A 12113-nucleotide genomic window follows, 5' to 3' on the forward strand; every position below is an offset into this window, starting at 1 on the left:
CCGCAGAGCCGCGTCAGAGCTTAATTGGCACGATTCCGCAACCGACCCAGCTGACGCCACCAGTAACCGCACAGGAAGAGGGTGGCGATAACGCCGGTCGACGCTGACAGAATACGGGTGTCCGGATAGCGACTGACGTGGAAAATGAGTGCGACGCAGGTAATGGTCATAAGAACCGCGGAAAAGCGCTGCAGACCTTCACCCTGCAACCACCAGTAACGCGCGCACAGCGCCTTGGCGAACTGAGCAAACAAGAGCCCCGCAGCACCTCCGGTCAAAATGTCGAGGGGCCAGTGAGCTCCCACGGCCGCCCGGCTCAGGGCTGCAATCAGACCGATAACAAGTACGAGAACGGCACAGAACAGGCTGCGGGTGTGAAGCATAATCAGTCCCGCGGTCGCCAGTGCCGTAAACGAGTGGCCAGACGGAAAACTGTGGTTTTTCAGCACCGGCCCGATGATACGCACCATTTCGGCGTCGAGGACGGCGGGAGGGCGAGGAACCTCCAGCAGAAACTTAAAGCCGTGGACGAAGGCCGCGCCGGTGATCAGTAACACCAGACCTGTGTTGAAAAGGTGAGGTTGGCGGCTGGCCAGAATGGCAATCACAGCGACGGCAAACAGAGTGTCGGCCACAAAGGTCATATTGCTCCAGAAGGCATCTGGCAGCAGAGTGGCGAGATCAGAATTCAGGCTGATAAACAAAGCCTCATTCGTTCCCTGGGCGGCAATGACCGCTGCACCGGCCAACATCAGAAATGCGCTGATAATCAGCAGGGTGTCAGTCCTTATCATTGAGCGCTTCTCCTGAAGTTTCCTGTGCTGGCTCGTCAGCTGTTTTGCGGATAATCATAATGGGGCCGGATTTGAACAGGGTGTCAAACTGGCCGACACTATCAACCCGGTCTTCGCGGGCAAAACCAACTTCACCGGCTTCAAGGGCCCGCCTTTCTGTCACTTTGTCGAGGTACACATTGAAGCTCGGCAGATCGACCGACTGCGTGATGACAGGCTCGTCCAGGGTACGGGCGAACATGGCAGCTTCATAAACAGGCAGTTGCTGGGTATCGCTGTATGTCGGCACAAACAGGAACCATACGACCAGGCTCTGGATGACACCCGTAACGACCAGAGCAAACCAGGGGCTGATGCGACGCCAGAAAATGATGCCGATAGCCACAAGGCTTGCGATTGCGACCGATATCGTGAATGCCGCATCGAAATAGGTGTGAGCCCGCTGCGCCGTCGCGATTTCAATCGGATTGGTCAGTGTTGCTTCGACATACGGAATCAGAAGCGGGAAGGCAGTGAGCAACCCGAAGAGAATGACCGGAAAGGCAGCAGCGAGCCAGCGACTGGTCAGCATGTAGCGATAGCGCGCCATCAGGATAACCAGGGGCGTTACGCCGTAAAGAATGTAGTGTGGCAGCTTGGTGGACGCGAGACTGAACAGCACCAGAACGACCAGGAACCAGATCCAGAGAAAACGGTTAAGCGGGTCCCCTCCGGCGAGAGCGGTCCGGATGGTCGGGAGTACACGTATCAGTAGTCCTCCGAACGGAGCGAGCAGGAAGGGCAGAACAAGCGGGTAGAAGAGGAACCCACCGTCATGGCCTTCCATTGCGTTATTGAAACGGTTGACGTTGTGCTTCAGGAAAAAACCATCGATGAAGTCCTGGCCGTGGCGCAGATATTCAATGACGTACCAGGGCGCTGCAATGGCCAGGAATACGATCCAGCCGGGGACGTAAAAGATGGCTTTCAGGAAGTCGCGTATCTGGCCGTTGGTGAGAAAAAAGAGACCGCCGGCGAGGAAGGGTATGACAAAGGCGACGGGGCCCTTGGTCAGCGTCCCCAGCCCCATCAGGGCGTATATCGCAAACAGCAGCAGGTGTCCTGGGGCTTTTGACCAGACGTACATCAGGAGCAGGGTGGTTGCCAGAAGCATATTGAGTAAAGCATCGGCTGTGGCGACATGGGAGATCATATTGATGCCCAATGCGGTGGCAGCCATCATGGCTGCGGCGACAGCGGTCTGCTGATCAATCTGTTTCTGAGAGAAACGGTATATCGCAAAGACCCATAAGATACCGGCCAGTGCTGAGGGCAGGCGGAACGCCCAGATTTCGGTGCCGAACGCCCAGACAGAGGCGGCCTGTAGCCAGTAAATCAGAATGGGTTTATCAAAGCGTACACGGTCGTTGAGCCACGTGGTGATAAAGTCGCCGCGTTCGAACATGCCGCGGGTCGCTTCGCTGAAGGCGCCCTCATCGTGGTCAAATAACAGAAAGCCGTTCAGATTCAGGGTGATCAGGGCGGCCACTGCAGCAAACAGCCACAGCGGCGAATTCAGGGCTCTCATGCGCCTTGGGAATCCCCTGTTGGATTGTTAGCAGGAGCCTCAGGGGTCGCCCAGTCGTCATCGCCGACAGGTAGCTCATCGTCTGGGTGGTAGATGACGTACTGCTGGCGCTGTGACGACTCGAAGTAGGTTCTTGAGATCAGCTCAGACAATACACCGGTGGTCAGGAACTGCAGTGATGCAATCAGGAAGACAATGGCAATCAGGAAGAGCGGACGGCCACCGATGTCTTCGTCCATGAAGAATTTCACGAAGGCGAGGTATACCAGCAGCAGCGAGCTGACAGAACCAAGAGCAAGACCGATTGAGCCGAAGAAATGACCCGGACGGGCGCGGTAGCGCATAAAGAAGTAGACAGACAGCAGGTCCAGCACAACACGGAATGTCCGTGATATCCCGTACTTGCTTTCGCCTGCGGTGCGGGCATTGTGGTTGACCACAATTTCGCCGATACGGCTTGGCGGCACAACGGCTGCTACCCAGGCCGGGATAAAGCGGTGCATTTCTCCGTAAAGTCTTACCTGCTTGATGACGGAAGACTTGTAGATTTTCAGCGAGCAACCGTAATCATTGATCCGTACGCCGGTGATTTTTCCGATCAGACGGTTCGCGATACGGGACGGGATTTTGCGCAGGAACAGATCGTCTTTGCGGTTTTTGCGCCAACCGGTGAGAAGATCGAGGTCGTGTTCGATGAGGTGGTCAACCATGCGCGGAATATCATTCGGGTCGTTCTGAAGATCGCCGTCGAGTGTCGCAATCAGATAGCCCCGGGCTTCATCAATACCGGCCTGCATGGCCGCGGTCTGACCGAAGTTGCGGCGCAGTTCGACGACGCGGACATGTCGGCCGAATTCCTGAGCTTCGCGATGCAGAGCCTGAGGGGTGCCATCGGTACTGCCGTCGTCTACTACCAGCAGTTCCCAGGGGCCCTGATAGCCAGCAAGGGCTTCATGAACCCGCGCCACCATCGGTTTTACGTTCTCAATCTCGTTGAACATTGGAATCACGATTGAGAGGGATGGCTTGGCGTATTTTGCCTCGGTCAAAGTATGTACCACGCTTATCGTTATGTTTTGGGGAGTCGAATGATAACTAAAACACCCGGAGCTTAAAATAATGTTACGGCTGGCGGTTGTTCCGTTTTTCGACCCTCTGTGTTGCAAGCACGAAAACACCGGTCAGTAAAAACATAGAACCCAGAACGAAAAGATGCAGATTAACTGACGCAGCCAGCAGGTCGGCGCCGCTGACGCCATGCATCAGCAGGCCTGCGGCAACACCGGCCTCGTAGGTGCCTGCGCCGGCGATCCCGTGAATTGGCAGAACCGAGCTGAGTTCACCAGTGGTCGCTCCACTCCAGCTCTGTACGAAAGTCAGGCCAGTAAACCCCGATAGCAGCCAGCTGAAGACAGCCAGCTTGATCAGCCAGTTGAGTAGTGTCCAGAAGATGGCGCGCAGGAAGGTTGACGGGCTGCCGGGAAGTGCGGTCATCAGTCCGTAGGCACGGGCTTTCCAGCCAGCACCTGCCCGGAGGTAGGTTCTGAGTCGCTCCTGCAGCAGCAACGCGGTGATTGGCGATAACAGGACCAGGCCTGCCAGTACCAGCTTTAACTCTGTGGGATAGGGCAGTGAGCCCTGGAGAAATATAAACCCAAGGGCCAGCAGGGCGTACAGATCGAGCAGGCGGAGCCAGAGCAATGCCGGGCCTGTGTGCGATATCGGCATGGCATACGTCTGCTTCATCAGAATCGGAAATGCGGCCTCGCCACTGCGCATGGGCAGCAGGTTATTAAAAAAGTTATGCAACACAGTGATGCGCAGCAGTGCGCCGAAGCGCCCCTGTGTCCACTGATAGAAAAAATCGTAAAAACGTAATGCCCGGAGAAGATAGCTTGCGGCCATCAGTGCGATGGCAACCGCCAGCTGCTGAGGCGGAATCACTGCCCAACTGGCGGCAATGCGGTTCCAGCCAAAATTTGCTTCTACCAACCAGATCAGCCCCGCCAGCAATGCGCAGCCCATCCAGAACTTCCAGGATCTGATCACCCGGGTCTCCACCTGTCTCGAAAGGTCCGCCATTGTGGGTGTTTCTCCCGGGACAGGCAATGGCTGGTAGCCAACCCGGTCGTGCGGTAAAGTTCGCCCTCTGTCACGGGAGCTGTTTGTGAAAGTATTACTGATTAAAACGTCGTCACTGGGTGATGTGTTTCATACCTTGCCTGCGGTTCAGGACGCCTGGGAACAGGTGCCCGGAATTGAGTTCCATTGGGTCGTTGAAGAAGGGTTCCGTGACATTCCTTCCTGGCACCCAGCGGTTTCGAAAGTTATACCGGTTGCCTGGCGCCGCTGGCGACGCAATCTTCGTAACGCGGAGGTACGCGCGGAAATGCGTCAGTTCTACAGTGATCTGCGTGCCGAAGAATACGACCTGGTGCTGGATGCCCAGGGGTTGCTGAAAAGCGCCGTGATTACCCGTATGGCCCGGGGCAGACGTACCGGGCTGGATTGCCACAGTGCTCGCGAAGGGCTGGCGGCGCTTGCTTATCAGAACCGGATTCCGGTGGCACGTGGCACGCACGCAATTGAGCGCGTCAGGACGCTGTTTGCGTCTGCACTCGGGTATCAGGTGCCGGAGGGTATGAATTACGGCGTTGACCGTTCACGTTGGCAGCGCCCGGAGATCGAAGGCAAATACTGGTTATTCCTGCATGGAACAACCTGGGTGACTAAGCTGTGGCCCGAAAGTTACTGGAAAGAGCTCGCAGGACTGGTGACCGAACAGGGATACCGCGTGGTTCTGCCCTGGGGCAACGACGAAGAAAAGTCCCGGGCGGAGCGGATTGCATCCTCCTGCGATAACGTCATTGTCTTGCCACGGATGGGGTTGAATGCGCTGAACGCCTGGCTGGCCCACGCGGAATGTGTCGTCGGTGTCGACACAGGGCTGTCTCATGTAGTTGCTTCGCTAGGCGTACCTGCTGTGGCGATTTATGGCGCAACCGACGCTACCCTGACTGGGGTGTCCGGGCCTCAGGTGGATGTCATGAGCAGTGAACGCGAGTGCGCGCCGTGCCTGTCTAAACGCTGCATCAAGCCGGACGATGGCGATGTTCAGCCACCGTGCTACCGGGATATTCCTCCATCCCGGGTGCTTGAAAATCTGATCGCGCGCTCAGGCGCTCTCTGACTGACGCTGCCTCTGCTTGCGGAATTCACCCGGTGAGAAGCCCGTCCAGGTTTTAAACCGGCGCTGAAATGAGCGCGGCTCGGTGAAACCAAGACGCGCTGCAATCTCTGATACAGACCAGTTCTGGCTTAACAGCCAGTCTTCAGCGAGTTGCTGGCGGAGGTCATCCAGTATCTGTTGGTACGACGATTCGGCCTCCAGAAGGCGGCGCTGCAGGGTGCGTTCTGACATGCCAAGACGACTGGCAACTCTTTCCCTGCGCGGGATTGAGGTTTCCATCATAGCCAGCAGTGTCGAGCGGACCTGAACAACAATCGGGTCGGACTGCTGCAGATCCCGCGTCATCCTGTCTGCCTGCTCCTGAAGGGTCTTCAGTAGCAGTGGGTCTGGCTGGTGCATAGGCAGTGACATAAGTTCCGGGCTGAATTCCATCTTATTGGCTCCTGCATCGAAGGTGACTTCACACTTGAATATGTCCCGGTACGCGGTGAGGTAGGTGTCTCCCGGACTCTTGTGGTCCAGGTAGACCCTGATCGGATGAATTTCAGGGCGGCCGGTTACCCAGCGGGCATACTCGACTGTGGTCGCCATGTACTCTTCAACCAGATGAGGTCGGACGAGATCGTCATCGCAGGTGCTGACCCAGCTGATGGCGAAGGTATTACCTTCTTCATTCAGCTCGGTATGCCCCAGGTTGCCGATCAGGGATTCATAACGGGGAACGAGACGCAGGGCTTCTCCACCCGTGCGGCAGCTCATGATCAGATAACCGACCATGCCAAACGCACCGGGCATAAGATGCCTGGCAGACTTGAGACCGAACAGCGGGTCGTCTGTTGTAATGATCAGCCAGCGCATTAAACGCTGAAATTCGTTCGCACTGATCCGCTGCACTGTATTATCGAGGACACCACGACCAATATCGCAGTTATCCAACGCATCTGAAGGTGTTACGCCATAGTCCTGAGCTGTCCTGAGAAACAGACGAACAAAGGCAGACGACACACTTCCAGGGAGATAGTTATTGTTATTATCCATAATGCCATCCGGAAGTATGGCCCTGCTGGAGCATTCTGTTTGTTATGTCGTACCAGCATTGCCTGTGGCGCTATACTGAATGACCCTTCTGGTCTCAGCAAGTGATGGACTGTTACAGTTTGTTATGCAATGAGGCGCAGAGTGACACATTTTAATAAGAGAGCAATATGAGCGAGAGGCATTGGGGGCCCGCAGACCGTGAATCTGCGCTGGCTGCAGTGAAAGGACGTAATGAGCCCTGGGATCTGGTTATCGCTGGCGGTGGCATTACCGGCGCGGGCGTGGCGCGTGAAGCCGCACGTACTGGCCTGAATGTATTGCTTGTGGAGCGCCAGGACTTTTCCTGGGGGACCTCCAGCCGCTCATCCAAAATGGTACACGGTGGCCTCAGATATATCGCTCAGGGAGATATCCGCACCACCATGCACTCTGTTCACGAGCGCGAGCGACTGATGCGCGAAGCCCCGGGGCTGGTGGATCTGATGCCATACATGATGCCGCACTACAAAGGCCGCTTTCCCGGTCCTTTCCTGTTCGGCATGTTGTTACGGGTTTACGACTTTCTGGCGGGGAAGCGGTACCGGCGTTTCTGGTCTGCTGAGAAGATACTTTCGCGCTTTCCTTTTTTACGCCAGGAAGGACTTCGTGGCGTAACAGAGTTTGCCGATGCAGTGACCGACGACAGTCGCCTTGTGATGCGGGTTCTGCACGAAGCCTGCTCTGATGGCGCCGTTGCACTCAACTATACCGCTGTCTGTGCAATGCAGCAGGATGCGTCAGGCGCGTCTGTAGTGCTCAGAGACCAGGAGAGCGGCGAGGAATTTACCGTGCAGGCCCGCGCGGTTGTTAATGCGACCGGGGTGTGGGCAAACACCTTGAGAGAAGGTCAGACCAGCGAGCTGCAGACCATTCGTCCGGCCAGAGGGAGTCACATTCTGATCCCGGCGGAACGTTTACCGGTCGATGTTTCTTTTACGGTGCTGCATCCTCGTGACCAGCGTCCGATATTTGTGTATCCATGGCTCGGCAGGACGGTCATAGGCACGACAGACCTCGATACGCCGATGCCCGGCAACGAAGAAATTGGCATCACCCGCGACGAAGTGGATTACCTCTACGAACTGTCTGAATTTCAGTTTCCGGGGCTTGGGCTGTCCGATGCTGATGTGATTTCGACCTGGGCTGGGATTCGTCCGCTGGTGTCTTCAGGGGCGTCAGATTCATCGAGGGAGAAGCGTGATCATACGGTCTGGAAGGACGGGCGCCTGATCTCAGTCAGCGGCGGGAAGCTGACGACCTTCCGCCTGATTGCTCTTGATGTGCTTGATGCGGCTAAAGAGTGGCTGGCTGATGGGACTCTGTTTAATGATGATGCCCCGGTGTTTGCCGCTTCATCCAGCCTGTCAGCACATCCTGATCCGGCGTTGTGGAAGCGTCTGAGTGGTCATTATGGGGAGGCGGTCGCAGAACAGATCTGCACCGACACGACATACGGCGCCGATGTGATCGAAGGGACAGGGACTCTGTGGGCAGAGTTGGCCTGGTGTGCCCGCAACGAAGCCATTGTTCATCTGGACGATCTTTTGTTACGTCGTACCCGGGTCGGCCTGCTGGGTGCAAACGGCGGGTTGGTAGATATTTCCAGGTTGCACGCACTTGCAGAGAAAGAGCTTGGCTGGGACGAGGAACGCTGGCTGTCTGAACTGGAGCGCTACCAAAGCCTCCACAGCCGCTACTACGCTTTACCGGCGGCCTGATCTTCGTCAATAAGATTGCTGCTCTGGCCGGTCATGTTCAGAGCAGCCTCCTGGCAGGCCTCCAGCTCTGCTTCCGAAATAGGCAGGGCATGCCAGGGAATCGCATCGAGTTGCCCGGTGTCGCAGGCGATAACGGTGGCCAGAATCACGCCATAATCGCCCAGATGCTCAGTCAGGGCTGATGTCAGGTCCTTTTTGAGAGAGAGCCGGGCGCACACATCCGAAAGATCCGTGTCCATCATGGCATCCAGCAGAGAAAACAACCCCAGAGTAAAGGCCGTGTCGGCTTCCAGAGCCGGATAGTGCAGGCTGATTTCGCGCGCCAGATGACCTCTGAACAGTGCCTGATACCTGAGAGCCTGCGGCTTGTCGGATAATTTTCCGAGCGCAAGTAACGAGGCCCAACTGCGGATTCTGTCGAGTCCGAGTTGCATTGTGGCACGGATCAGACTGGTGACGGTACGTCCGCCACTGAAGGCTGCAGAATTTGCCATCTGCATGAGACGGAAGCTCAGCTGGGGGTCTTCACTGATGATACGGATGATGTCATCAATGTCCTGCTCCTGGTCATTGAGTGCCTTGAGGAGGCGCATTACCGCGATATGTGAGTCAGGTGTCCGCTTACCGTAGATAATCTGGGGCTTGCTGTAAAAATAACCCTGAAAGAGGGTGTAGCCCGCCGCTTTGGCAGCATTAAAGTCTTCGTAACTCTCTACTTTTTCTGCCAGCCAGATCAGGCCGGGGCGGTTAAATCGCTCAATCAGCATTGCTGCGTCTGTGCCGTCAGGCAAGCCCAATAAGTCGACTTTCACAATGTCAGCATAGGGCAGCCACTTTGCCTGAGTGGCGTCGCCAATGAAGTCGTCGACAGCGATCCGGTACCCCTTACTTTTCAGTTTCTTTACTGCGGCGGCATGCTCGTCGGAAAAAGGGATGTGTTCCAGCAGTTCAATTACCATCTGTTTAGGAGGGAGGGGCGGCGTCCGGGTGAGCCATTCCTGGGTGAAGTTGACGAACGCAGGAAGGCCGCCGGTGACTGCCTCCATACCCACTTCATGCAGCGCACCAATCACCACTTCCGTGGTCGCTTCGTTGCCACTCTGCTGTTGCCATTGCAGGCTTTCAGAGGGCACGGGGCGGCACAATAGCTCGTAGGCAGTTACCCTGAGCGATTTGTCGAGGATGGGCTGTCGTGCGAGTAAGGGTAAGGAGTTGGCTGTCATTCTTATCTCTCTCTGCTACCAATGAGTGTAGACGGCATTTTCATCTGCGTTTCTGCTGGTCTTGTCTACACTGTCTTGAGAAGGTTATTCCGGAGTAAGTTATGACAGGTGTGCTGAGCACAGTGGATGCCCGTACCCAGCTGGTGGGTCAGAACCGGCTGGAGCTTTTGCTGTTTCACCTCGGGGGTTCGCAGTATTTCGCGATCAATGTTTTCAAGGTCCAGGAAGTGATGCGTCTTCCGCACCTGACCAAGCTGCCTGATTGTCACCCGACCGTCAGAGGAGTGTGTCATGTGCGTGGTCACTCGGTTCCGGTTGTGGATCTGAGGCAGGCGATCCGGATGGGTAAGCTGGGGGTTGATGATGAGGAAGCCAACATCATCGTAACGGAATACAACATGACGGTTCAGGCGTTCCTGGTTGGCGGTGTCGATCGTATCGTCAACATGAACTGGAGTGAGATTCTCCCACCTCCGGGCGGTGCCGGTCGCCAGCACTACCTTACGGCTATTACCCGTATTGATGACAGAATCGTTGAAATCATCGACGTTGAGAAAGTACTCGCCGAAATTTCTCCATACAACATGCAGCTTGAAGACGATGCTTTCGATCGTCCTCTGCTTGATCGGGTTGCAGGCAAAAAGATCCTTATTGTTGATGATTCGAGCGTTGCACTCGGTCAGATGAAGCAGGTTCTTAACCCGATGGGTCTTGAAGTGATTGAGGCTCACAATGGTCTGGAGGCCTACCAACTGCTGATGCACTGGAAGGCGGAAGGTATGAACATTGACGAGGAACTCGTCATGGTGATTACCGATGCAGAAATGCCTGAGATGGACGGTTATATGTTAACCACTGAAATCCGTCGCGACCCTGAGTTGAAAGACATCCATGTGGTTCTGCACACGTCATTGTCCGGAAACTTTAACAAGGCAATGGTGGAAAAGGTGGGGTGTAATGGCTTCCTGTCGAAATTCAAACCGCACAGCCTTGCTGAAGAAGTTCAGCGAATCATCCGCGAAAAACTCGATGGCCCTTCTGCCTGACAACCACTGACAGACACAGGTATCATCCGGATAACCCGGAGGATACCTCATGCTTATTTCCCGCCTTTTTATTTACCCGATTAAGTCGTGCGCCGGCGTTGAAGTGCAGGCGCTTCATTTTGACCACAACGGCCCGGTTGGTGATCGTCGCTTTCTGATTATTACGCCGGATGGTCGTTTCGTCACCCAGAGAGAGCTACCCGCAATGGCTCGTATACAGCCAGCACTGGAGCCCGGACGCCTGCGCCTTCAGGCCAGCGGAGCTGATGATTTCGAAGTTGAATTACCTGCAGTGGGCGAGAGACGTCGGGTCCAGGTCTGGGGTTCGTCTCCGGAAGGTATTGATTGTGGCGATGCGGCGGCTGACTGGCTGAATGCGGTACTGGGTATTACCTGCCGCCTGGTGCAGCTGCCGGAAGATAATGACCGGATAGCGGATCGTGATTACGTCGAAGAGGACGTACATGTTGGCTATGCCGACGGATTCCCCTTGCTGGTGATCAATGACGCCAGTATCCGTGCTCTGTCCGAGGCATCGGGGCTGGACGTGGATGTCCGCCGGTTTCGTCCGAACATTGTCGTGCAGGGAGAGTCTGATGCATTTGCAGAGCTAGGGTGGGCAGGGGTAACGACTTCCCGTGAGGAAGTAATCCGCTTCGTAAAACCCTGCGAGCGCTGTGTTATTCCGACGCGGAACCCGGACAGCCTGGAAAGAACGCCGGAAGTGACGCGCGCTCTGGCAACGTTATGCCGGCCTGCAGATAAGATAATTTTCGGTCAGAACGCGGTGTTCAGTGGTCGCCAACTGGATGTTGGCGAACAGCTTGAAGTGTTGAAGCCTGTTTAAAAAAGCTCGATATCGTCATCGGTACCAAAGCTGTCGTTGTCGCCTTTGGTAAAGTGATGGTGATAGATCTGCAGTGCTTCTGCAATCGACTGGCCGGCCAGGATGTGCTCAAACATGATGCGTTCGGCTTCCATCGTGTAGTTGGCTTTGATTTTATCCTGAAGTTCTTTCCAGCTATCCACTTTATAGCGGGTGCCCGGATCTGAGATCAGGTGCCCCATAAATTCCAGGCTCTCACCGACATGCTCCATACGCTGCGACAGGCGATCAAAGAACTGGAAGGCGACGACCGCTTTCCCGATCTCCTGATGGATCAGTACGGCGGCGTCTTTGATCTCTTGTGGGGTGTCAGCACCAGCATGGTCGAAGTGGTTGAGCAGCATGGAAGTGCTACCCGCGATACGCGTAAAACTGTTGGTCAGCGTATCGACTGACTCATTGCCGTCTTTCATTGAGGTGTCTATCTGAGCAACCGCCAGTGCCAGCATGGTCAGGGTCTCGCTTATCTGACTCCAGTTAAGCTGCTCTTGTCGTGCCGGGTCATTGCTGCTGAGGTGACCACTCAGTGAGTGTCTCTGGGGCTGGGTCATAGGAGTTACCTTTTATTGTGCTCCCTTCAGCATAGAACAAGCCGGCCCGGCTGCCACAGGT

11 protein-coding genes are annotated in these 12113 nt (G+C 55.7%); 4 read left to right on the top strand and 7 right to left on the bottom strand.

What is annotated here, in order from left to right; all coding sequences use genetic code 11:
- Positions 1 to 20: 20 nt before the first annotated feature.
- From Q1L85_RS04740 to Q1L85_RS04755, 4 genes are all read right to left on the bottom strand, one after another.
- On the bottom strand, positions 21 to 794 hold the full coding sequence (locus Q1L85_RS04740) for a phosphatase PAP2 family protein (RefSeq protein WP_300427483.1): 774 nt from the start codon (positions 792 to 794) through the stop codon (positions 21 to 23).
- Positions 781 to 2361, bottom strand: a complete 1581-nt coding sequence (locus Q1L85_RS04745) for a glycosyltransferase family 39 protein (protein WP_300427485.1) — start codon at positions 2359 to 2361, stop codon at positions 781 to 783. The genes Q1L85_RS04740 and Q1L85_RS04745 overlap by 14 nt, the downstream gene beginning before the upstream one ends.
- Positions 2358 to 3410 carry a glycosyltransferase family 2 protein gene (locus tag Q1L85_RS04750; protein ID WP_300427486.1) on the bottom strand — a complete coding sequence of 351 codons (1053 nt, stop codon included), beginning with the start codon at positions 3408 to 3410 and terminating at the stop codon, positions 2358 to 2360. Before Q1L85_RS04750 ends, Q1L85_RS04745 begins: the two co-directional genes overlap by 4 nt.
- A gap of 73 nt (positions 3411 to 3483) precedes the next feature.
- Positions 3484 to 4443: a lysylphosphatidylglycerol synthase transmembrane domain-containing protein gene (locus tag Q1L85_RS04755; protein WP_300427487.1), complete on the bottom strand. Its 960-nt coding sequence runs from the start codon at positions 4441 to 4443 to the stop codon at positions 3484 to 3486.
- Between the two features lie 85 nt (positions 4444 to 4528).
- Here Q1L85_RS04755 and waaC point away from each other — a divergent pair, with 85 nt between their 5' ends.
- Complete coding sequence (waaC, locus tag Q1L85_RS04760; RefSeq protein WP_300427489.1) at positions 4529 to 5551, top strand: lipopolysaccharide heptosyltransferase I; 1023 nt, start codon at positions 4529 to 4531, stop codon at positions 5549 to 5551.
- On the opposite strand, the gene Q1L85_RS04765 is transcribed toward waaC, so the two are convergent.
- Entirely contained in the window at positions 5537 to 6589 is a 1053-nt protein-coding gene (locus tag Q1L85_RS04765; protein WP_300427490.1) for an AraC family transcriptional regulator, read from the bottom strand. The two genes, waaC and Q1L85_RS04765, sit on opposite strands and share 15 nt — an antisense overlap.
- 167 nt (positions 6590 to 6756) lie before the next feature.
- Between Q1L85_RS04765 and Q1L85_RS04770 the strand changes: the two genes are divergently transcribed.
- Complete coding sequence (locus tag Q1L85_RS04770) at positions 6757 to 8346, top strand: glycerol-3-phosphate dehydrogenase/oxidase (RefSeq protein WP_300427492.1); 1590 nt, start codon at positions 6757 to 6759, stop codon at positions 8344 to 8346.
- Here the strand turns inward: Q1L85_RS04770 and Q1L85_RS04775 are convergent.
- Positions 8325 to 9569 (bottom strand): EAL and HDOD domain-containing protein, encoded by a 1245-nt coding sequence (locus tag Q1L85_RS04775; protein ID WP_300427493.1) that lies wholly within the window; start codon positions 9567 to 9569, stop codon positions 8325 to 8327. The two genes, Q1L85_RS04770 and Q1L85_RS04775, sit on opposite strands and share 22 nt — an antisense overlap.
- A gap of 101 nt (positions 9570 to 9670) precedes the next feature.
- On the opposite strand from Q1L85_RS04775, the gene Q1L85_RS04780 reads away from it, so the two are divergent.
- Together Q1L85_RS04780 and Q1L85_RS04785 are read left to right on the top strand one after the other, a co-directional pair.
- Entirely contained in the window at positions 9671 to 10615 is a 945-nt protein-coding gene (locus Q1L85_RS04780; protein ID WP_300432444.1) for a chemotaxis protein CheV, read from the top strand.
- 49 nt (positions 10616 to 10664) lie between these two features.
- Entirely contained in the window at positions 10665 to 11462 is a 798-nt protein-coding gene (locus Q1L85_RS04785; protein WP_300427495.1) for an MOSC domain-containing protein, read from the top strand.
- On the opposite strand, the gene Q1L85_RS04790 is transcribed toward Q1L85_RS04785, so the two are convergent.
- Positions 11459 to 12052 (bottom strand): hypothetical protein, encoded by a 594-nt coding sequence (locus Q1L85_RS04790; protein WP_300427497.1) that lies wholly within the window; start codon positions 12050 to 12052, stop codon positions 11459 to 11461. The two genes, Q1L85_RS04785 and Q1L85_RS04790, sit on opposite strands and share 4 nt — an antisense overlap.
- Positions 12053 to 12113: the final 61 nt, after the last annotated feature.

The organism is uncultured Thalassolituus sp., assembly GCF_950066645.1.
Taxonomy (GTDB): domain Bacteria; phylum Pseudomonadota; class Gammaproteobacteria; order Pseudomonadales; family Oceanobacteraceae; genus Thalassolituus.